This is a genomic window from Streptomyces sp. NPDC055632 (assembly GCF_053618675.1).
Map to the genome: position 1 here is coordinate 123638 of NZ_JBSHHY010000011.1, position 21948 is coordinate 145585.

The following is a 21948-nucleotide window of genomic DNA, read 5'->3' on the forward strand; positions in this document are numbered from 1 at the left end:
GTTACGCCCTCGGGGCTCACTCTTCCGGCCGAACCGTTCCCGCCCCCGTGTTGCCCGCCGCCCCGGACCGGACTTGACTCGTTCTCCCCGGACGGGGTGCCCCCCGGACGTACCGGAGTGCGAACGTCCGCACGGAGGTGGCGGCGATGCTCACGGCCAAGGGCCTGTTCCAGGAAATCATCGACGACGACGAGTCCTTCCGGCTCTTCTGCTCGATCGCGGCGAGCGGCGAGGCCCAGGGCGGCTGGGAGAACGGCCGGATCGCGGCGCTCGTCGCCCCCGGGATGCGCGAACTCGCGCCCAAGATCGTCCGGCACGGCGCCGACGAGGACAAGCACGGCCGGATCTTCAACGCGCTGATGAAGAAGCGCGGCCTCGAACCCGTCCCGGTGCCCCCCGACACCGACTACACGATGCTCCTCGAACAGCGCGGCATCGGCCTCGCGCACGACAAGCTCCGCCGCGACGAGCCGCTGACCGAGCGGGACGTCATCGTCTACCTCGCCCACAGCCGGGTCACCGAGCAGCGGGCCGCCGACCAGATGGACATGCTCGTCACGTACTTCGGGGACCACCCTGAACTGGGCAAGGCCATCCACATGATCGACAACGACGAGGCGAACCACCTCGCCTACTGCCACGAGGAACTGCTCCGGCTCGCCCGCCGGGGCCACGGCCGGCTGATCCAGCGGACCCTGCGCGCGTCCGCCCTCGTCGAGATCCAGGTCTACCGCGACGTCAGCCTCGCCGTGATGCGCCACATGGGCCGCATCCTGAAGTGGCCGAAGCCCAAGGCCCTCGCCCTCGCCGCCGGCATCCACGGCATGTACGCGTACGAGCGCGCCGCCGGGTGGCACAAGATGATCGACCTCAGGATGCCCGAGCGGCTCGACGCGCTCGGAGGGCCGGCGACCCCCGCCCCCGCCTTCTGATCCGGGCTCCGGCACGGCGGAAACGTTCCCGCATCCAGCCGCGCCGCTCGAACGAATGGGGCCTACATCCAGCCGCGCCGCTCGAACGAACGGGGCCTACATCCAGCCGCGCCGCTTGAACATCCGGTACAGGGTGATGACGATGCCCGTCATCACCAGGATCACCGCCGGGTACCCCATGCCCCAGCGCAGCTCCGGCATGTGCTCGAAGTTCATGCCGTAGATCCCCGCGACCATGGTGGGGACCGCGGCCATGGCCGCCCACGCGGAGATCTTCCGCATGTCGTCGTTCTGCCGCACCCCCATCTGCGCCAGATGGGCCGAGAGGACGTCGGACAGGAGCCGGTCCAGGCCCTCCACCTGCTCGTTGGAGCGCAGCAGGTGGTCGTTGACGTCCCGGAAGAACGGCTGGGAGTGCTCGTTCACGAACGGCACCGAACCGGCCGTGAGCCGGGCCATCGGCCCGGCCAGCGGATTGCTGGCCCGCCGGAACTCCAGGACCTGCCGCTTCGCCGTGTAGATCCGCGCCGCCGTGTTGGAGCCCGCGTCCCCGGCGGGTGCGAAGACGTTCGCCTCCAGCTCCTCCAGGTCCACCTGGAGTTCGCCCGCGACCTCCAGGTAGTGGTCCACGATCGCGTCGCTCACCGCGTACAGGACCGCCGTCGGCCCGTTCCTCAGGACCTCCGGGTCGGCCTCCAGGCGTCGGCGCACCTCCGCCAGCGGGGCCCCCTCGCCGTGCCGGACCGTGACCACGAACGAGTCGCCGACGAACAGCATCAGCTCGCCCGAGGAGACCCGGTCGCTCTCCGGCTCGTACACGACCGGCTTGAGCACCATGAACAGCGAGTCGTCGTAGACCTCAAGCTTGGGCCGCTGGTGGGCCTTCAGGGCGTCCTCGACGGCCAGCGGGTGCAGCGCGAACTCCGAGGTGACGTGCTCGAACTCCGCCTCCGTGGGCTCGTGCAGCCCCACCCACAGGAACGCGTCGCCCTTCGACCGCGCCTCCTCCAGGGCGTCCGAGAGGTCGGCGGGCCCGTCCGTGCGGCGCCCGTCCCGGTAGATGGCAGAGTCCACGATCACGGGGCGCATTCTCCCCCCGAACGCCTCCGCCATGCATGCGTACGGCTCGCGCGGCGCTCCCGGCGCTCCGCACGCGCGCGTGTGCGGGGCCGCCGGACGTGCGCGTGTGCGGGGCCGCCGGACGTGCTGCGTTCCGCACGCGCGCGCGTGCGGAGGCCCTTGGAGGGGACGGGCCCGCACCGGGCACCGCCTAGGCTGGCCGCCATGGCCACGTTGATCCTCGTCCGGCACGGACGCTCCACCGCCAACACCTCCGGGCTCCTCGCCGGGCGCACGCCCGGGATCGCGCTCGACGAGCGCGGGGCCGCGCAGGCCGCCGCCCTTCCCGGGCGCCTCGCGGACGTCCCGCTCGCCGCCGCCGTCTCCAGCCCCCTCCAGCGCTGCCGGGAGACCCTGCGGCCCCTCCTCGACGCCCGTCCGGACCTCCCGCTCCACGTCGAGGACCGGATCAACGAGTGCGACTACGGCGACTGGTCGGGCCGCAAGCTCGCCGAGCTCAACGACGAGCCCCTGATGGAGGTCGTCCAGGCGCACGCCTCCGCCGCCGCCTTCCCCGGCGGCGAGTCCATGCGCGCCATGCAGAACCGCGCCGTCGAGGCCGTGCGCGACTGGAACGCGCGGATCGAGGCCGAGCACGGCGAGGACGCCTGCTACCTCATGTGCTCCCACGGCGACATCGTCAAGTCGCTCGTGGCGGACGCCCTCGGCCTCCACCTCGACCTCTTCCAGCGCGTCCAGGTCGACCCCTGCTCGGTCACCGTCATCCGCTACACGCGCCTGCGTCCCTTCCTCCTCCGGCTCGGCGACACGGGGGACTTCGCCGGATTCGCCCCCCGCGAGCGTCCCGGGGACAGCGGGGCGGCCGAGGTCGGTGGCGGTGCGGGCGCACCGTGATCCCTTCGCGCAGTAGGGTGGACGCGCCGCTGTAGTACGACCGTCGAGACGCAAGGAGTCGGGAACGTGTCCCGTCAGGTGTTCCTCTACGACCCACCGGAGCGTTTCGTGGCCGGTACGGTCGGGCTGCCTGGCCGCCGTACGTTCTTCCTCCAGGCGTCCGCCGGCGGCCGGGTCACCAGCGTCGCCCTGGAGAAGATGCAGGTCGCCGCCCTCGCCGAGCGCATCGACGAACTCCTCGACGAGGTCGTCCGGCGCACCGGGGGCAACGCGCCCGTGCCCGCCGTCGCCCCCACCGAGATCGCGGACGCCGCCCCCCTCGACGTGCCCGTCGAGGAGGAGTTCCGGGTCGGCACCATGGCGCTCGCCTGGGACGGCGAGGAGCAGCGCATGATCGTCGAGGCGCAGGCCCTCGTGGAGCTCGACGCGGACTCCGAGGAGGACCTCGCCGAGGCCGAGGAGCGCATGCTCCAGGACGAGGAGAACGGCCCGCCGATGCTCCGGGTCCGCCTCTCCGGCGCCCAGGCCCGGGCCTTCGCCAAGCGCGCCCTGGACGTCGTCAACGCCGGCCGCCCGCCGTGCCCGCTGTGCAGCCTGCCGCTCGACCCCGAGGGGCACGTCTGCCCCCGCCAGAACGGATACCGCCGCGGAGCATGAGCAGCAGCCCCCAGACCCTGCCGGGCGCGGAACTGCTCGCCCGCGGTGAGCTGACCGTGCGCGGCCGGATCCGCGAGGCCTCCAACGCCGTCCTCTACTGCTCCGTCGCGCACGAGGGGCAGGAGGCCGCCTGCGTCTACAAGCCGGTCGCGGGGGAGCGGCCGCTGTGGGACTTCCCCGACGGCAACCTCGCCCGGCGCGAGGTCGCCGCGTACGAGGTCTCCGAGGCCACCGGCTGGGGCCTGGTCCCGCCGACGGTCCTGCGCGAAGGCCCGTACGGGGAGGGCATGGTCCAGCTCTGGATCGAGGCCGACCCCGAGGCGCGGCTCCTGGCCCTCACCGAGGACGAGGAGCCGGGAGAGGGCTGGAAGGCCGTCGGGGAGGCCGAGGTCGGCGAGGGCCGCACCGCCCTCCTCGTCCACGCCGACACCCCCGAGCTGCGGCGGCTCGCCGTCCTGGACGCCGTCGTCAACAACGGCGACCGCAAGGGCGGACACCTGCTGCCGGCCCCCGGCGGACACCTGTACGGCATCGACCACGGGGTCACCTTCCACGTCGAGGACAAGCTGCGCACCCTGCTGTGGGGATGGGCGGGCGAGGAGCTGACCGCCGAGGCGGTCGAGGTCCTCGACGGCCTCGACCGGACCCTGGCGCCCGGAGCGCCGCTCGCCACCCGACTGGCCGAACTGCTCACCGGCGCCGAGGTGGCGGCGGTACGCGCCCGCGTGGCGGCCCTGCGGGCGAGCGGACGCCACCCGGAGCCCTCGGGGCAGTGGCCCGCCCTCCCCTGGCCGCCCGTCTGAGAACCGCCGTCCCGGGCGCCGCTCCAGGGCCCGCGCGGCTCCGGCGCCCCAGAGGTTCGACCGAAAGGTTTCGGCCAAGCCGAGCGGCACCGAAAGGCACCCCTCAGGGGTACGCACGTGCGCATCCGCCCCGCAAGACCGCCTAATCGGTCAAGATCCCGGATCCGGTTCGTATCCGGAACACCTGTCCGGTTACGCTCGGGTCATGCATGCCTGGCCCGCTTCTGAGGTCCCCGCCCTTCCCGGCAAGGGCCGCGACCTCCGGATCCACGACACCGCGACCGGCGGACGAGTCACCCTCGTCCCCGGCCCCGTCGCCCGCATCTACGTCTGCGGCATCACCCCGTACGACGCGACCCACATGGGTCACGCGGCGACCTACAACGCGTTCGACCTCGTTCAGCGCGTGTGGCTCGACACCAAGCGGCAGGTTCACTACGTCCAGAACGTGACGGACGTGGACGACCCCCTCCTGGAGCGCGCGGTCCGCGACGGCGTCGACTGGGTCGGCCTCGCCGAGCGCGAGACCGCCCTCTTCCGCGAGGACATGACGGCCCTGCGGATGCTCCCCCCGCAGCACTACATCGGCGCGGTCGAGGCCATACCGGGCATCGTCCCGCTCGTCGAGCGCCTGCGGGACTCCGGCGCCGCCTACGAACTCGACGGCGACATCTACTTCTCCGTCGACGCCGACCCGCACTTCGGCCGGGTCTCGAACTACGACACCGAGCTGATGCGCCACCTCTCCGCCGAGCGCGGCGGCGACCCCGAGCGCCCCGGCAAGAAGAACCCGCTCGACCCCATGCTCTGGATGGCCGCCCGCGAGGGCGAGCCGAGCTGGGACGGCGGCAGCCTCGGCGCGGGCCGCCCCGGCTGGCACATCGAGTGCGTCGCCATCGCCCTCGACCACCTCGGCATGGGCTTCGACGTGCAGGGCGGCGGCTCCGACCTGATCTTCCCGCACCACGAGATGGGCGCCTCGCACGCCCAGACCCTCACCGGCGAGTTCCCGATGGCCAAGGCGTACGTCCACGCCGGCATGGTCGGCCTCGACGGCGAGAAGATGTCCAAGTCCAGGGGCAACCTGGTCTTCGTCTCGAAGCTGCGCCGCGACGGCGTCGACCCGGCCGCCATCCGGCTCGCGCTCCTCTCCCACCACTACCGCGCCGACTGGGAGTGGACCGACGGGGTCCTCCAGGACGCCGTGGAGCGCCTCGGACGCTGGCGCGCCGCCGTCTCCCGCCCCGATGGACCGTCCGCCGACGCCCTCGTCGAGGAGGTCCGCGAGGCCCTCGCCGACGACCTCGACACGCCGGCCGCGCTCGCGGCGGTCGACCGCTGGGCCGCGCTCCAGGAGTCCGGGGGCGGCACCGACGAATCCGCCCCCGGCCTCGCCTCCCGCACGGTCGACGCGCTCCTGGGCGTCGCCCTGTAGGACGCCGGAGGGTTCCGCACGGCACACGACGACACGAGGGAGGGGCGCCCGTAACCGGGCGCCCCTCCCTCACCGCTCACCGCTCGTCACTTGCCGGAGTCGTCGCCCGGGCCCTCGTCGTCCTTCGGTCCCTCGCCGTTCGGGCCACCGGCATCCGGTCCCTCGTCGGACGGACCCTCGCCGGACGGGTTCTTGCCGGACGGGCTCTCGCTGGGCGGGTTCTCACCGGACGGGCTCTTGCCGGGCGGGTTCTCGCCCGTGGCGCCCCCGTCCGGAACGGACCCGCCGTCCTGCGCATCCGCTTCCGGCTCCGGAACCGCCTCCGCGTCCGGAACCGACTCCGTCCCCGGAACCGACTCCGTCCCCGGAACCGACTCCGGTCCCGGCTGCTCCGGCTTCGGCGGGCGGGTGCGGCCGCTGCCGGGGTCGCGCAGGAACGGGGAGTCCCCGCCCTCCGTCGCCACCCCCGGACCGGGGCCCGCGCCCGGCTCGCGCCGCCGCAGGTACCGCTCGAACTCGCGGGCGATCGCCTCGCCCGACGCCTCCGGGAGCTCCGCGGTGTCCCGGGCCTCCTCCAGGGTCTGCACGTACTCGGCGACCTCGCTGTCCTCGGCCGCCAGCTGGTCCACGCCCACCTGCCAGGCCCGCGCGTCCTCGGGCAGCTCGCCCAGCGGGATGCGCAGCCCGATCAGGTCCTCCAGGCGGTTCAGCAGGGCCAGCGTCGCCTTCGGGTTCGGCGGCTGCGACACGTAGTGCGGCACCGCCGCCCACAGGCTCACGGCCGGCACGCCCGCGTGCGTGCACGCCTCCTGGAGGATGCCCACGATGCCCGTCGGGCCCTCGTACCGGGTCTCCTCCAGGTCCATCGTGCGCGCCAGGTCCGGGTCGGAGGTCACTCCGCTGACCGGGACCGGCCGGGTGTGCGGGGTGTCGCCGAGCAGCGCACCCAGGATCACCACCATCTCCACGCCCAGCTCGTGCGCGAAGGCGAGCAGCTCGTTGCAGAAGGAGCGCCAGCGCATCGAGGGCTCGATGCCGCGCACGAGCACCAGGTCACGGGGCTTGTCGCCGCCCACCCGGACCACGGAGAGTCTGGTCGTCGGCCAGGTGATCTTCCGCACGCCGTTGTCCAGGAAGACCGTGGGCCGGTTCACCTGGAAGTCGTAGTAGTCCTCGGCGTCGAGCGCCGCGAACACCTCGCCCTTCCACTCCCGGTCCAGATGGGCGACCGCGGTGGAGGCGGCGTCCCCGGCGTCGTTCCAGCCCTCGAACGCGGCCACCATGACCGGGTCGATCAGCTCGGGCACCCCCTCGAGCTCGATCACCCAGCGCCTCCTTCTCGAAGTTCCTGTCGTACGGACCAACCTTACGGCTTTCCGGCGGTCCGTCCGCAGCCCCCGGACATCCCCGAAAACCCGTGCGGCCTTGATCGACTACCCAGGAACTCGCCTCCGCACACGGCGGGGTCACTCCTCCCAGAGGGTGCTGGGCGCCTCCCTCCGGACCACCGGCGCGATCTCCTCGGCGAAGCGCTGGAGCGTCTCTGCCTGCTCGGCCGTCGACTGCCCGAAGGTGTCGACCGTGACGGACTGGAGGTCGTGTCCGTAGTGCTCGTGGTAGCCGAGGATCTTGTCGATGATCTGCTGCGGCGAGCCGATCAGCTGGGGTCCGCCCGCGATGGCGTCCTCGATCGTGCGGAACGGGGTGTTGTAGCCGGCCTTCCCCTCCAGGTGCGGCCGGAAGCTCTGGCGGACCTTCGCCTCGTACAGGTCCTTGTAGCGTGCGACCGCCTGCTCGGGGGTGTCGGCGATGAGTAGGCCGCCGGAACCGGCCGCCACGCGCGCGTGGGCCGGGTCGTGCCCGTACTCCTCGAACTTCTCGCGGTAGTGGGCGATGAGCCTCGCGTACGCCTCGCGGGGCTGGATCGCGTTGGCGGTGAAGAGCGGGTCGCCGTGCTTCGCCGCGAGTTCGGGGGAGTTGAGGCTGGTGGCCGAGCCGTGCCAGATCCGGGGCGGACCGGCGTACGGGCGCGGGACCGTGGTCACGTTCTTCAAGGCGGGCCGGAACTCGCCCTCCCAGTCGACGCCCTCCTCGGTCCAGAGCCGGCGGAGCAGCTCGTACTTCTCCTTCTGGAGGTCCCACTGCCGCTCCTCGTCCAGGCCGAAGAGGTCGAAGTGGCCGGCCTCCGCGCCCTTGCCGACGACGAGTTCGAGCCGGCCCCGGGAGAGCTGGTCGAGGGTGGCGTAGTCCTCGGCGACCCGGACGGGGTCCAGGATCGCGACCACGGTCACGCCGGTGAGGAGCCGGATCCGGGTGGTGCGGGCGGCGAGCGCGGCGAGCAGCACGGTCGGGGCCGAGGAGAGGAACGGGCCCGCGTGCCGCTCGCCGACCGCGTACGCGTCGAAGCCCAGCCGCTCGGCGGTCTCGCCGAGCGTGACGACCTGCTCCAACCGGTCGGCGGCGGACAGCAGTTCGCCGGTGAGCGGGTGAGGGGAGTGGTGGACGATCGTGAGCACCTGAAACTTCATGCTTCAACTCTGCGCGCGGAGTGTTGCGGGCGTGTGGACGGAGTGTGGCACGCCGAAGGGGCGGCCCCCCGAAGAGGAACCGCCCCTGCACGCGGGCGAGTTGCTCGCCCGTCGTCGACCTACTTGCGCAGCATCGACTCGACCCCGGCGCGGACCTCGTCCGTCGCCAGACCGCGGATGGTCAGCGTCGTGCGGCGGCGCAGCACGTCGTCGGCCGTCTCGGCCCACTCGTGGTCGCGGGCGTAGGCGACCTGCGCCCAGATCTCCGGCGCGTCCGGGTGGACGCGGCGGGCGAGCTCCGGGTTCTCGTTCGCCATGCGGGCGATCTCGAAGGAGAGCGAGCCGTAGTGGGTCGCCAGGTGCTTGGCGGTGTCGGCGGCCATGCGCGGACCGGGCGCCGGGCCGTCGACGAGCAGCCGGTGGGCGACCGCGTTCGGGTTGGCTATGCCGGGCAGCGGCAGCCGCTTCGGCAGCGCCGACACCGGCTCGTAGTCCTCGCCGAGCGGGTGGCCGGGCAGCTGCTCCAGCTTCTTCATGACCGTGCGGCCGATGTGGCGGAAGGTCGTCCACTTGCCGCCGGCCACCGACAGCATCCCGCCGCGGCCCTCGGTCACGACCGTCTCGCGCTTGGCCTTGGAGGTGTCGCCGGGGCCGCCGGGGAGCACCCGCAGACCGGCGAAGGCGTACGTGATGAGGTCGCGCGACAGCTGCTGGTCGCGGATGGAGAACGCGGCCTCGTCCAGGATCTGGGCGGTGTCCTTCTCGGTGACCTCGACCTGGCCGGGGTCGCCCTCGTACTCCTCGTCGGTGGTGCCGAGCAGCAGCATGTCCTCCCAGGGGAGGGCGAAGGTGATGCGGTACTTGTCGATCGGGGTGGCGAGCGCGGCCTTCCACGGCGAGGTCCGCTTGAGGACCAGGTGCGCGCCCTTGGAGAGGCGGATGGAGGGGGCCGCGTTCGGGTCCTCCATCTTCCGCAGGTGGTCGACCCACGGGCCGGTCGCGTTCAGGACCAGACGGGCGTTCACGCCGAACTCGTCGCCGCTGGTGCGGTCCTTCAGCTCGGCGCCGGTGACCCGGCCGCGGGTGAAGCGCAGACCGGTGACCTCGGCGTGGTTGAGCACGGTGGCACCGGCGTCGACCGCGGCGCGGACCGTCATCAGCGCCATCCGGGCGTCGTTCATCTGGTCGTCGCCGTAGACGGCCACCGCCTTCAGGTCCTCGGTCCGCAGCTCCGGCACGTCCTGCGCGGCCTTGGCCGGGGAGAGCAGGTGGCCGACGCCGTCGCCGAACGCCGAGAGCGCGGAGTACGCGAAGACGCCGGCGCCCAGCTTGGCCGCGCCGTGCGGGCCGCCCTTGTAGACGGGCAGGTAGAAGGTGAGCGGGTTGGCGAGGTGCGGGGCCACCTGGCGGGAGACCGCGCGCCGCTCGAAGTGGTTCTCCGCCACCAGCTTCACCGCACCGGTCTGCAGGTAGCGCAGGCCGCCGTGGAGCAGCTTCGAGGAGGCGGAGGAGGTGGCGCCGGCGAAGTCGCCGGCGTCCACCAGGGCCACCCGCAGGCCCGACTGCGCGGCGTGCCAGGCGGTGGAGATGCCCAGGATGCCGCCGCCGATCACCAGGAGGTCGTACGTCGCCTTGGAGAGCTGTTCCCGGGTCTCGGCGCGGCTCGGCAGGGAACCGGCAGCCGGGCGCGTCCCCAGGGCGGGAACGCTCTGCAGGGTGGTCATGTCGCTTACTCCTCTTACTGCTCGCTCTTACTGCTCGTCGGATTCGTCTTCGAGCCAGCCCATGGAGCGCTCGACGGCCTTCAGCCAGCTCTTGTACTCGCGGTCGCGCTTGTCGGCGTCCATGCGCGGGGTCCATTCGGCGGCGCGGCGCCAGTTGGCGCGCAGCGCGTCGGTGTCGGGCCAGAAGCCGACGGCCAGGCCGGCGGCGTAGGCGGCGCCGAGGCAGGTGGTCTCGGCGACCATGGGGCGCACGACGGGCGCGTCCAGGAAGTCCGAGAGGGTCTGCATCAGCAGGTTGTTGGAGGTCATGCCGCCGTCGACCTTGAGCGCGGTCAGCTCGACGCCGGAGTCCTTCGTCATGGCGTCGGTGATCTCGCGGGTCTGCCAGGCGGTGGCCTCCAGGACGGCGCGGGCGATGTGCGCCTTGGTGACGTACCGGGTGAGGCCGGCGATGACACCGCGCGCGTCGGAGCGCCAGTACGGGGCGAACAGGCCGGAGAAGGCCGGGACGAAGTAGGCGCCGCCGTTGTCCTCGACCGAGGACGCGAGGGTCTCGATCTCGGCGGCGGACTTGATCAGGCCCATCTGGTCGCGCATCCACTGCACCAGGGAGCCGGTGACGGCGATCGAGCCCTCCAGGGCGTAGACCGGCTTCTCGTCGCCGATCCGGTAGCCGACCGTGGTCAGCAGGCCGCTGTAGGAGTTGATGATCTTCTCACCGGTGTTCATCAGCATGAAGGTGCCGGTGCCGTACGTGGACTTGGCCTCGCCCTCGGCGAAACACGTCTGGCCGAACAGGGCGGCCTGCTGGTCGCCGAGCGCGGAGGCGACCGGGACGCCGTCGAGGACGCCGCCCTTGACCGTGCCGTACACCTCGGCGGAGGAGCGGATCTCCGGCAGCACGGCGGCCGGGACCTCCATGGACTGCAGGATGCGCTCGTCCCACGCCATCTCGTGGAGGTTCATCAGCATGGTGCGGGAGGCGTTGGTGACGTCGGTGACGTGCACGCCGCCGTCGACGCCGCCGGTCAGGTTCCAGATGACCCAGGAGTCCATGGTGCCGAAGAGGATGTCGCCGCGCTCGGCGCGCTCGCGCAGCCCCTCGACGTTGTCGAGCAGCCAGCGGACCTTCGGACCGGAGAAGTACGAGGCGAGGGGCAGGCCGGTCTCGCGGCGGAAGCGGTCCTGGCCGACGTTGCGGCCGAGCTCCCGGCAGAGGGCGTCGGTGCGGGTGTCCTGCCAGACGAGGGCGTTGTGGACCGGCTCGCCGGTGTTCTTGTCCCACAGCAGCGTGGTCTCGCGCTGGTTGGTGATGCCGATGGCCTTGACGTCGGCGGCGGTGATCCCCCCCTTCTCCAGGGCGCCGGCGACGACCTCCTGGACGTTGGTCCAGATCTCGGCGGCGTCGTGCTCCACCCAGCCCGGCTTCGGGAAGATCTGCTCGTGCTCCTTCTGGTCGACGGAGACGATCCGGCCGTCCTTGTCGAAGACGATGCAGCGGGAGGAGGTGGTGCCCTGGTCGATCGCGGCGATGAAGGGGCCGGAGGTGTGGGCGTCGGTCACGGTGTGCTCCAAGGGAAGTCTGGAAGAAGGACGGCTCAGGCGAACGCGATGGTGTAGATACCCGCGGCGAGGGCGCCGCCGATCAGCGGACCGGCGACCGGGATCCAGGCGTAGCTCCAGTCGGAGCCGCCCTTGTTCGGCAGCGGCAGCAGGGAGTGCACGATGCGCGGGCCGAGGTCGCGGGCCGGGTTGATGGCGTAGCCGGTCGGGCCGCCGAGCGAGAGGCCGATGGAGACCACGACGAAGGCGGTGATCAGGGCGCCTATGACGCCGAGGCCCTTGCCGCTGTCGTTGAGGCCCTGGGTGAGCACGGCGAGCACGAGCACGACGGTGCCGATGACCTCGGTGGCCAGGTTCTGCCAGGTGTTCCTGATCTCGGGGCCCGTGGAGAAGATGCCGAGCACCGGGCCGGGGCCCTCGATCGGCTTCTCGCCGATGGTCTCCGGGTCCGTGAGGTGGGCCCGGAACTGGCCGTAGTAGGCCACCCAGACCAGCGCCGCGCCGATCATCGCGCCGATCATCTGACCGGCGAAGTAGACGGGCACGTCGCCCCAGGCTCCGTCCTTGATCGCGATTCCGACCGTGACGGCGGGGTTCAGATGGGCGCCGGAGAGGGAAGCCGTCATGTAGACGGCCGTCATGACGGCGAAGCCCCACCCGAAGGTGATCGCGAGCCAGCCCGCGCCACGGGCCTTGGAGCTCTTGAGCGTGACGGCGGCGCACACGCCACCGCCGAGCAGGATGAGTACGGCGGTACCGATGGTCTCGCCGAGGAAGATGTCGGAGCTGGACACCCGCGACTCCTTTGTCCTTCGTCCAGGGGAAGGCGAACCACGGGTCCCTCCGATGGTCCGCACCCTCGTGTTGAGGGCGTTTCCGGCCCTTGGCACTGCCACACTCTAGCGCGTATTGCCGTTAGGTGTTCGGCAATGCCGACCGGTGAACGGAAGTTTTGCCCCCGGGTTAACAGCGCGTCAAGGGTCTGGGAAGTGAAAAACCCGCCGATAACGCGATCGTTACCGGCGGGTTGGAAGGGGTGTCGACAGAGGGCGAAGGGGTACGGAGGCAGGGCGCCCCGGAGGCCTCGGAAGCAGCCGGCCTCCAGGCCCCGGGAGACCGTGCGGAGGCCTCGGAAGCGGCCGGCCTCCAGGCCTCGGGAGGCCGCGCGGAGGCCTCGGAAGCGGCCGGCCTCCAGGCCTCGGGAGACCGCGCGGAGGCCTCAGAAGCGGCCGGCCCCCAGATCCCGGGAGACCGCGCGGGCGCAGTCCCGCACCGCCGCCACCAGCTCCGGACGCAGCTCGCCGTCCGGGCAGAGCCGCTCCACGGCGCCCGTCACCGCCACCGCCCCCACCGGCATCCGCCGCCGGTCGTGGATCGGCGCCGCCACCGACGCCACGCCCTCCCAGGTCTCCTCCACGTCCGCCGCCCAGCCCCTGGCCCGCACCGTGTCGAGCAGCGTCTCGAAGTCCCCGAGCTCCGTCGTCGTCCGGGGCGTGAGCGCCTCCCGCTCGACCTCGAGCGCCTCGCTGTGCGCCACCGGGTCGTACGCCGAGAGGACCTTGCCCAGGGCCGTGGAGTGCAGCGGCTGCATGGCCCCCACCTCCAGGACCTGGCGGCTGTCGTCCGGCCGGAAGACGTGGTGCACGATCAGCACGCCCCGCTGGTGCAGCACCCCCAGGTGCACGCTCTCGCCGCTGGACCGGGCCAGGTCGTCCGTCCAGACCAGGGCCCGCGCCCGCAGCTCGTGCACGTCCAGGTAGCTGTTGCCGAGCCGCAGCAGCTCCGCGCCCAGCTGGTAGCGGCCCGAGGCCGCCTCCTGCTCCACGAAGCCCTCCGCCTGGAGGGTGCGCAGGATCCCGTGGGCCGTTCCCTTGGCGAGCCCGAGCGAGGACGCGATGTCGGAAAGACCGAGCCGGCGCTCGCCGCCCGCGAGCAGTCGCAGCATGGCCGCCGCTCTTTCAAGCGACTGGATGTTCTTAGCCATCGGCCGGCCCCTATTCCTCTCACACTGTTCGACAATGCTGAACACTATCGGTCGATGCCGACCTTGCGTCACATCCCACAGTGTCGGTCAAGGAGGGGCAGGACCGGGAGTCCCCGGACAAAGGATGCCGTCCGCCTCGTGGGACACCGTGTCCACCCCGGCCCCGGCGCGGTTACGCTGACTCCGTGCCCCCTCCACCGAGGGCGCAAAGCCGACAGCCGTCGCATTCCAGGGAGATCGCCCATGGCCCCGCTGCCGTCCCCTTCCGCCTCCGCCTCCGCTTCCGGAGACGACCGGAACCGAGCCGCCGCCCTCCGCGAGGCCCTCGCGACCCGCGTGGTAGTCGCCGACGGAGCCATGGGAACCATGCTCCAGGCCCAGGATCCGACCCTGGAGGACTTCCAGAACCTCGAGGGCTGCAACGAGATCCTGAACGTCACCCGGCCCGACATCGTCCGCTCGGTCCATCAGGAGTACTTCGCGGCGGGCGTCGACTGCGTCGAGACCAACACCTTCGGCGCCAACCACGCGGCCCTGGGCGAGTACGACATCCCCGAGCGCGTCCACGAGCTCTCCGAGGCAGGTGCCCGGATCGCCCGCGAGGTCGCCGACGAGTTCACCGCCTCCACCGGCCGCCAGCGCTGGGTCCTCGGCTCGATCGGCCCCGGCACCAAGCTGCCGACCCTGGGCCACGCCCCGTACACCCTCCTGCGCGACGCCTACCAGCGGAACGCCGAGGGCCTGCTCGCCGGCGGCGCCGACGCGCTGCTCGTGGAGACGACGCAGGACCTCCTCCAGACCAAGGCCTCCGTGATCGGCGCCCGCCGCGCCCTGGACGCCCTGGGCGCCGACGTACCGCTGATCGTGTCCGTCACCGTCGAGACCACCGGCACCATGCTCCTCGGCTCCGAGATCGGCGCCGCCCTGACGGCCCTGGAGCCGCTCGGCATCGACATGATCGGCCTCAACTGCGCCACGGGTCCGGCCGAGATGAGCGAGCACCTGCGCTACCTCGCCCGCCACTCCCGGGTCCCGCTCTCCTGCATGCCCAACGCCGGCCTGCCGGTCCTGACCTCCGACGGCGCCCACTACCCGCTGTCGCCGGCCGAGCTGGCCGACGCCCAGGAGACCTTCGTCCGGGACTACGGCCTCTCCCTCATCGGCGGCTGCTGCGGTACGACCCCGGAGCACCTGCGCCAGGTCGTCGAGCGGGTCCGGGACCTCACGCCCGCCGTCCGCGAACCGCGCCCCGAGCCCGGCGCCGCCTCGCTCTACCAGACGGTGCCGTTCCGGCAGGACACCTCCTACATGGCGATCGGTGAGCGGACGAACGCGAACGGGTCGAAGAAGTTCCGCGAGGCGATGCTGGAGGCCCGCTGGGACGACTGTGTGGAGATGGCGCGGGATCAGATCCGTGAGGGCGCGCACATGCTCGACCTGTGCGTGGACTACGTCGGCCGGGACGGCGTCGCGGACATGGAGGAGCTGGCCGGCCGCTTCGCCACCGCCTCCACCCTCCCGATCGTCCTCGACTCCACCGAGGTGGAGGTGATCCGGGCCGGGCTGGAGAAGCTCGGCGGCCGGGCGGTGATCAACTCGGTGAACTACGAGGACGGCGACGGGCCGGAGTCCCGCTTCGCCAAGGTCACCCGGCTGGCCCAAGAGCATGGTGCGGCGCTGATCGCGCTGACCATCGACGAGGAGGGCCAGGCCCGCACGGTCGAGCACAAGGTCGCCATCGCCGAACGCCTGATCGGCGATCTGACCGGGAACTGGGGGATCCACGAGTCGGACATCCTCATCGACACCCTGACCTTCACGATCTGCACCGGCCAGGAGGAATCCCGGGGCGACGGCATCGCCACCATCGAGGCGATCCGCGAACTCAAGCGCCGCCACCCCGAGGTGCAGACCACCCTCGGATTGTCGAACATCTCCTTCGGCCTCAACCCCGCCGCCCGCATCCTGCTCAACTCCGTCTTCCTCGACGAGTGCGTGAAGGCCGGGCTGGACTCGGCGATCGTGCACGCCTCCAAGATCCTCCCCATCGCCCGGTTCGACGACGAGCAGGTCAGCACCGCGCTGGACCTGATCTACGACCGGCGCGCGGAGGGCTACGACCCGCTGCAGAAGCTGATGGCGCTCTTCGAAGGGGCGACCACCAAGTCGATGAAGGCCGGCAAGACCGAGGAACTCCTCGCCCTGCCCCTGGACAAGCGCCTCAAGCGGCGGATCATCGACGGCGAGAAGAACGGCCTGGAGACGGACCTCGACGAGGCCCTGACCACCACCCCGGCCCTGGACATCGTCAACAACATCCTGCTCGACGGCATGAAGGTGGTCGGCGAGCTGTTCGGCTCCGGCCAGATGCAGCTGCCGTTCGTGCTCCAGTCCGCCGAGGTGATGAAGACCGCGGTTGCCCACCTGGAGCCGCACATGGAGAAGTCCGACGCGGAGGGCAAGGGCACCATCGTCCTGGCCACCGTCCGGGGTGATGTGCATGACATCGGCAAGAACCTGGTGGACATCATCCTGTCCAACAACGGCTACAACGTCGTCAACATCGGCATCAAGCAGCCGGTCTCGGCGATCCTGGAGGCCGCCGAGGAACACAACGCCGACGTGATCGGCATGTCCGGGCTGCTGGTGAAGTCCACGGTGATCATGAAGGAGAACCTGGAGGAGCTCAACCAGCGCGAACTGGCCGCCCGCTACCCCGTCATCCTGGGCGGCGCGGCCCTGACCCGCGCCTACGTCGAGCAGGACCTGCACGAGATCTACCAGGGCGAGGTCCGCTACGCCCGCGACGCCTTCGAGGGCCTGCGCCTGATGGACGCCCTGATCGCCGTCAAACGCGGCGTGCCCGGCGCCGCCCTGCCGGAGCTGAAGCAGCGCCGGGTGGCCAAGCGGGACACCGAGGCTTTGCAGGTCACCGAGCCCGAGCCCGGCGGCCGCTCCGATGTGGCCGTCGACAATCCGGTGCCCACCCCGCCGTTCTGGGGCACCCGGGTGGTCAAGGGCATCCCTTTGAAGGACTACGCGTCCTGGCTGGACGAGGGCGCCCTGTTCAAGGGCCAGTGGGGCCTGAAGCAGGCCCGTGCGGGTGGTGCCACGTACGAGGAGCTGGTGGAGAGCGAGGGCCGGCCCCGGCTGCGCGGGCTGTTGCAGAAGCTGCACACCGACAACCTGCTGGAAGCCGCCGTCGTGCACGGCTACTTCCCCTGCGTGGCCAAGGGCGACGACCTGATCATCCTGGACGAGGCCGGCAACGAACGCACCCGCTTCACCTTCCCCCGCCAGCGCCGCGGCCGCCGGCTCTGCCTGGCCGACTTCTTCCGCCCGGAGGAGTCCGGCCAGACCGACGTCGTCGGCCTCCAGGTCGTCACCGTCGGCTCGAAGATCGGCGAAGCCACCGCCGAGCTCTTCGCCGCCGACTCCTACCGCGACTACCTCGAACTCCACGGCCTCTCGGTCCAGCTCGCCGAGGCCCTGGCCGAGTACTGGCACGCCCGGGTCCGCTCCGAACTCGGCTACGCCGGCGAGGACCCCACCGACGTCGAGGACATGTTCGCCCTCAAGTACCGCGGCGCGCGTTTCTCGCTGGGCTACGGGGCCTGCCCCGACCTGGAGGACCGCGCCAAGATCGCCGACCTCCTCAAGCCCGAACGCATCGGCGTCCACCTCTCCGAGGAGTTCCAGCTCCACCCCGAACAGTCCACCGACGCCATCGTCCTCCACCACCCGGAGGCGAAGTACTTCAACGCGCGGTGACCGCGAGCTGACCCAGCGTCGTCGACCGGCGCGTAAAGGGGCGCGTTTCCGGTGATCGGGACGTACACTTGTCCGTCCAGCAGGCCGGTCATCCTCCCGTACGGCGAGGATGACCGGCCTTCTCGTCCCTTCATGGAGGTGTGCCGGATGACCAGTACGGTTCCCGCGTCCTTGTTCCGTACGAACGGCAGCTCCGCCCTGCAGGCGGTCTTCCTCGACATGGACGGGACCCTCGTCGACACGGAGGGCTTCTGGTGGGACGCGGAGGTCGAGGTCTTCGCCGACCTCGGGCACCGGCTCGACGAGGCCTGGCGGGACGTGGTGGTCGGCGGGCCGATGACCCGCAGCGCCGGCTACCTCATCGAGTCCACCGGCGCCGACATCACCCTCCCGGAGCTGACCGTCCTCCTCAACGAGAAGTTCGAGCGGCGCATCGAGCGGGGTGTCCCGCTCATGCCCGGCGCCGAGCGGCTCCTCTCCGAGCTGGCCCGGCACTCCATCCCCACGGCCCTGGTCTCCGCCTCGCACCGCCGGATCATCGACCGGGTCCTCGCCTCGCTCGGCCACGACCGCTTCTCCCTCACCGTCGCGGGCGACGAGGTCGTACGGACCAAGCCGCACCCCGAGCCGTACCTGACGGCCGCCCAGGGGGTCGGGGCCGATCCCGCGCTCTGCGCCGTCATCGAGGACACGGCGACCGGTGTCGCGGCGGCGGAGGCGGCGGGCTGCCGGGTCGTCGCCGTGCCCTCCGTGGCCCCGATCGCCCCTTCTCCGGGCCGGGTCGTCGTGCGCTCGCTCGAAGAGGTCGACGTGCCCTTTCTCCGTACATTGATCACGGGAATCTGAGCTTTCACTGAGCTTTCCCGCAGGAAACCGATCAGGCCATTTGCCGAAAAGGCCTCCGCGTGACCTTGGTCACCCAGAGTGCCGGACGGTGGGTGGCCTGTCTTCGTCCCTCGTCCGGAATGCGCGCTTTTCGACGTCCCCATGTGCCCCGATTCGCTCGCGACCGTCCGCATCGTCCGGCGCATGACTATCGAGCCGCACGCATTCATGATCACTGTGCGATTACCCCTCCCCCCGGCGGTGGTCGGGCAATAGGGGTGCGGCCCACTAATCTTTCGCGAGTACTTCGCCGCATAACCGCGTGCACCGGCGCACACCCAAGTCGCCGTGAACACAGGACCGATCGCAACACCCGGCCCGATCGCTCCCGCCCCGACCGGGCGGCAGGCGGCGGAGTGTCACTGAACGCTGCAACCCAGTGCCGGATGAGGAGATCGTCCCTGATGAACCGCAAGACCCTGGTGCTCCCGGCCGTGGCCGGCCTGCTCGCCCCCCTTCTCGCCGCCTGCGGCGGATCCGAGGGCGACCGGGCCATCGTGGTCGGCACCACGGACCAGTTCATCGCCACCGAGGACGCCCCCGCCCCGCTCGACCCGGCCTACGCCTACGACACCGGCGCCTGGAACATCCTGCGGCAGACCGTCCAGACCCTGCTGCACGTGCCCCGCGAGGGCGGCGAGCCCGTCCCCGAGGCGGCCGAGAGCTGCGGCTTCTCCGACAAGGCCAGCGAGAGCTACCGCTGCACGCTCCGCTCCGGCCTCACCTTCGCCGACGGCACCCCGATCACCGCCGAGGACGTCAAGTACTCCATCGAGCGCGTCCTGAAGATCAAGTCGGACAACGGAACGGCCGCCCTCCTCTCGAACATCGACACCGTCGAGACCCAGGGCACCGACGGGATCGTCTTCCACCTCAAGACCCCCGACGCCACCTTCCCGTACAAGCTCTCCACCCCGGTCGCCGGCATCCTCAGCAAGGACAAGTACGCCGCCGACGGGCTCCGCGACGGCTTCGACGTCGACGGCTCGGGCCCGTACACCATGAAGGTCGAGCGCGAGGGCGAGAAGGCCGGCCGCTTCGTCTTCACCAAGAACCCGAAGTACAAGGGCGACATCACCCTGCGCAACGACAGGGTCGAACTGCGCCCCTTCGCCGACTCGACCGAGATGGGCAAGGCCCTGGAGAGCAAGGACATCGACATGATGGCCCGCTCCCTGTCGCAGAAGCAGATCAAGGACCTCGCCGAGACGCCCAAGGAGGGCATCAAGATGGTCGAGGTCCCCGGTCTGGAGATCCGCTACCTCGGCTTCAACACCAAGGCCCCCTCCGTCGAGCAGAAGGCCGTGCGCCAGGCGATGGCCGCCGTCGTCGACCGGGGCGCCCTGGTCAACCTCGTCTACGGCCCCACCGCCCAGCCGCTCTACTCGCTGATCCCCTCCAGCATCACCGGCCACGCCACCCCCTTCTTCGACGCGTACGGCGAGCCCGACGCCGACCGGGCCGCCCAGATCCTCAAGAAGGCGGGCATCAAGACCCCGGTCAAGGTGACCCTGAACTACACCACCGACCACTACGGCGCCGAGACCGCCCAGGAGTTCGAGGCGCTCGGCAAGCAGCTCACCGCCAGCGAGCTCTTCGACGTCACCCTCAAGGGCGCCGAGTGGTCCACCTTCCGCACCGCCCAGAAGCGCGGCGACTACGCCGTCTACGGCCTCGGCTGGTTCCCCGACTACCCGGACCCGGACAACTACATCGCGCCCTTCCTGGACAGCGACAACTTCCTCAACACCCCGTACGTGAACAAGGTCGTCCGCGACCAGCTCATCCCGCGCTCGCGCCGCCAGGCCGACCGCACCGCCGCGGCCCCCGTCTACGCGCAGATCCAGAAGATCGTCGCCGAGGACGTCCCCGTCCTGCCCCTGTGGCAGGGCAAGCAGTACGTTGCCGCCCGCAACGACCTCAGCGGAGTCGAGTACGCGCTCAACACCTCCTCCGACCTGCTGCTCTGGGAACTGGGTCGCGGCACCGCCTGACCCCTTCGTTGTCCCGGCCGCGCGCCCGCGCGGCCGGTCATGGCAAGAGATCAAGAGGCACGACTGTGAAGGCACACAACAAGTGGCTGACGGCACCGCTCGCCGCCGGCCTGTCCGCCGCCCTCCTCAGCGGCTGCGGCACCGAACAGGGCGGCGGCTCCGGCGGCTCCGGTGACGGCATACGCGTCGGCATGTCCGACGAGATCCTCGCCACCGACCCGGCGGCCGGCTACGACCCCGGCTCCTGGCTGCTCTTCAACAACGTCTTCCAGTCGCTCCTCGCCTTCCCCAAGGGCGGCCTCGAACCCGAGCCCGAGGCCGCCGACGAGTGCGCCTTCTCCGCCGGCAGCAAGGTCTACACCTGCACCCTGCGGGACGGCCTGACCTTCTCCAACGGCAACAAGCTCACCTCGGAGGACGTCAAGTACTCCTTCGAGCGGGCCATCAAGATCGCCGACCCGAACGGCCCGGCGCCCCTGCTCTCCACCATCGCCGCCATCGAGACCCCCGACGAGAAGACCGTCGTCTTCCGCCTCAAGGTCCCCGACGCCACCTTCCCGAGCAAGATCGCCTCCGGCGCCGGCTCCATCGTCGACCACCGCGAGTACCCCGCCGACGCCCTGCGCACCGACGGCAAGGCGACCGGCTCCGGCCCGTACAAGCTGGACTCCCTCAGCGACACCGAGGCCACCTTCTCCGCCAACTCCGGCTACCACGGCAACGCCAAGCGCAAGAGCGACGCCGTCACCCTCAAGCTCTACCGAGGCGACCGCTCCGCCCTCTCCAAGGCCCTCGGCGACGGCCAGATCGACGTGGCCTACCGAGGCCTCTCCGCCGACGACATCGCCACCCTGGAGACCTCCGACACCACCGACGACCGGGGCATCGACGTCGTCCAGGGCAGCAGCGCCGAGGTCCAGCACCTCGTCTTCAACATGAAGGACCCGGTCGTCGGCAAGCTCGGCGTCCGGCAGGCCATCGCCCACCTCGTCGACCGCGAGGCGCTCGTCGAGGACGTCTACAAGTCGACCGCCAGCCCGCTCTACTCGATCGTCCCGGCCGGCATCAACGGCCACAACACCGCCTTCTACGACACCTACGGCTCCCCCGACGTGGCCAAGGCGAAGAAGGCCCTGCGCGGGGCCGGCGTCACCGACAAGGTGAAGCTCACCCTCTGGTCCACCCCCAGCCGCTACGGCCCGGCCACCGACCAGGAGCTCAAGGCCATCGCCGGCCAGCTCAACGCCAGCGGCCTCTTCGACGCCGACGTCAAGTCCGTCGCCTTCGAGGAGTACGAGAAGGACATCGCGGCCGGCAAGTACGGCGTCTACGTCAAGGGCTGGGTCCCCGACTACCCCGACGCCGACAACTTCACCGCCCCCTTCTTCGGCGAGGGCAACGTCCTCGGCAACCACTACGAGAACAAAACCGTCACCGGCGACCTCCTCCCGAAGACGGCCGCCGCGGCCGACCGCGCCGGCACCGCCGACGAGTACGTGAAGATCCAGAACATCGTCGCCGAGGAGCTGCCCATGCTCCCGCTCTGGCAGGGCAAGCAGTACGCCGTCGCCCGCACCGGCGTCACCGGCCTCGAATGGACCCTCGACGCCTCGACCGTCTTCCGCTTCTGGGAGCTCCGCAAGAGCTGACGCGGCGACGTCCCTCCCCCACGACGAGAGGGGCCCGGCGCACCCGCGC

The 21948-nt window shown here is 71.1% G+C and carries 16 protein-coding genes; 9 read left to right on the forward strand and 7 right to left on the reverse strand.

What is annotated here, in order from left to right; genetic code table 11:
• The first annotated feature begins 146 nt into the window (after positions 1 to 146).
• Positions 147 to 932, forward strand: coding sequence for a ferritin-like domain-containing protein (locus ACWGSR_RS16985; protein WP_453567186.1), 786 nt, complete (start codon positions 147 to 149; stop codon positions 930 to 932).
• 96 nt (positions 933 to 1028) lie between these two features.
• Here the strand turns inward: ACWGSR_RS16985 and ACWGSR_RS16990 are convergent, their stop codons facing one another.
• Positions 1029 to 2021, reverse strand: coding sequence for a magnesium and cobalt transport protein CorA (locus ACWGSR_RS16990; RefSeq protein WP_453567188.1), 993 nt, complete (start codon positions 2019 to 2021; stop codon positions 1029 to 1031).
• A gap of 195 nt (positions 2022 to 2216) precedes the next feature.
• On the opposite strand from ACWGSR_RS16990, the gene ACWGSR_RS16995 reads away from it, so the two are divergent.
• From ACWGSR_RS16995 to mshC, 4 genes are all read left to right on the forward strand, one after another.
• Positions 2217 to 2906: a histidine phosphatase family protein gene (locus tag ACWGSR_RS16995; RefSeq protein ID WP_376244974.1), complete on the forward strand. Its 690-nt coding sequence runs from the start codon at positions 2217 to 2219 to the stop codon at positions 2904 to 2906.
• A gap of 66 nt (positions 2907 to 2972) precedes the next feature.
• On the forward strand, positions 2973 to 3563 hold the full coding sequence (locus tag ACWGSR_RS17000; protein ID WP_376244976.1) for a DUF3090 domain-containing protein: 591 nt from the start codon (positions 2973 to 2975) through the stop codon (positions 3561 to 3563).
• Positions 3560 to 4366 carry an SCO1664 family protein gene (locus ACWGSR_RS17005; RefSeq protein WP_453567190.1) on the forward strand — a complete coding sequence of 269 codons (807 nt, stop codon included), beginning with the start codon at positions 3560 to 3562 and terminating at the stop codon, positions 4364 to 4366. The genes ACWGSR_RS17000 and ACWGSR_RS17005 overlap by 4 nt, the downstream gene beginning before the upstream one ends.
• Positions 4367 to 4571: 205 nt before the next feature.
• Entirely contained in the window at positions 4572 to 5801 is a 1230-nt protein-coding gene (gene mshC, locus ACWGSR_RS17010; RefSeq protein ID WP_376244981.1) for a cysteine--1-D-myo-inosityl 2-amino-2-deoxy-alpha-D-glucopyranoside ligase, read from the forward strand.
• 86 nt (positions 5802 to 5887) lie between these two features.
• On the opposite strand, the gene ACWGSR_RS17015 is transcribed toward mshC, so the two are convergent.
• The 6 genes from ACWGSR_RS17015 to ACWGSR_RS17040 all read right to left on the reverse strand — a co-directional run bounded on the left by ACWGSR_RS17015 (position 5888) and on the right by ACWGSR_RS17040 (position 13600).
• A complete protein-coding gene (locus tag ACWGSR_RS17015; protein WP_453567193.1) occupies positions 5888 to 7126 on the reverse strand; it encodes a PAC2 family protein in 1239 nt (412 codons plus the stop codon).
• Positions 7127 to 7267: 141 nt separating this feature from the next.
• Positions 7268 to 8329, reverse strand: a complete 1062-nt coding sequence (locus tag ACWGSR_RS17020; protein WP_376244987.1) for an LLM class flavin-dependent oxidoreductase — start codon at positions 8327 to 8329, stop codon at positions 7268 to 7270.
• A gap of 119 nt (positions 8330 to 8448) precedes the next feature.
• Complete coding sequence (locus tag ACWGSR_RS17025; protein ID WP_376244990.1) at positions 8449 to 10053, reverse strand: glycerol-3-phosphate dehydrogenase/oxidase; 1605 nt, start codon at positions 10051 to 10053, stop codon at positions 8449 to 8451.
• Between the two features lie 27 nt (positions 10054 to 10080).
• Positions 10081 to 11616, reverse strand: a complete 1536-nt coding sequence (glpK, locus tag ACWGSR_RS17030) for a glycerol kinase GlpK (RefSeq protein WP_376244993.1) — start codon at positions 11614 to 11616, stop codon at positions 10081 to 10083.
• A gap of 35 nt (positions 11617 to 11651) precedes the next feature.
• On the reverse strand, positions 11652 to 12410 hold the full coding sequence (locus ACWGSR_RS17035; RefSeq protein ID WP_376244995.1) for an MIP/aquaporin family protein: 759 nt from the start codon (positions 12408 to 12410) through the stop codon (positions 11652 to 11654).
• Between the two features lie 425 nt (positions 12411 to 12835).
• Positions 12836 to 13600, reverse strand: coding sequence for an IclR family transcriptional regulator (locus tag ACWGSR_RS17040; protein WP_376244998.1), 765 nt, complete (start codon positions 13598 to 13600; stop codon positions 12836 to 12838).
• Positions 13601 to 13843: 243 nt separating this feature from the next.
• On the opposite strand from ACWGSR_RS17040, the gene metH reads away from it, so the two are divergent.
• The 4 genes from metH (at position 13844) to ACWGSR_RS17060 (ending at position 21899) form a co-directional block, all read left to right on the forward strand.
• Complete coding sequence (gene metH / locus ACWGSR_RS17045) at positions 13844 to 17371, forward strand: methionine synthase (RefSeq protein WP_453567197.1); 3528 nt, start codon at positions 13844 to 13846, stop codon at positions 17369 to 17371.
• A gap of 147 nt (positions 17372 to 17518) precedes the next feature.
• Positions 17519 to 18217 carry an HAD family hydrolase gene (locus ACWGSR_RS17050; RefSeq protein ID WP_453567199.1) on the forward strand — a complete coding sequence of 233 codons (699 nt, stop codon included), beginning with the start codon at positions 17519 to 17521 and terminating at the stop codon, positions 18215 to 18217.
• 443 nt (positions 18218 to 18660) lie between these two features.
• Positions 18661 to 20250 (forward strand): ABC transporter substrate-binding protein, encoded by a 1590-nt coding sequence (locus ACWGSR_RS17055; RefSeq protein ID WP_376242649.1) that lies wholly within the window; start codon positions 18661 to 18663, stop codon positions 20248 to 20250.
• A gap of 65 nt (positions 20251 to 20315) precedes the next feature.
• Positions 20316 to 21899 carry an ABC transporter substrate-binding protein gene (locus ACWGSR_RS17060; protein ID WP_453567201.1) on the forward strand — a complete coding sequence of 528 codons (1584 nt, stop codon included), beginning with the start codon at positions 20316 to 20318 and terminating at the stop codon, positions 21897 to 21899.
• Positions 21900 to 21948 lie beyond the last annotated feature (49 nt).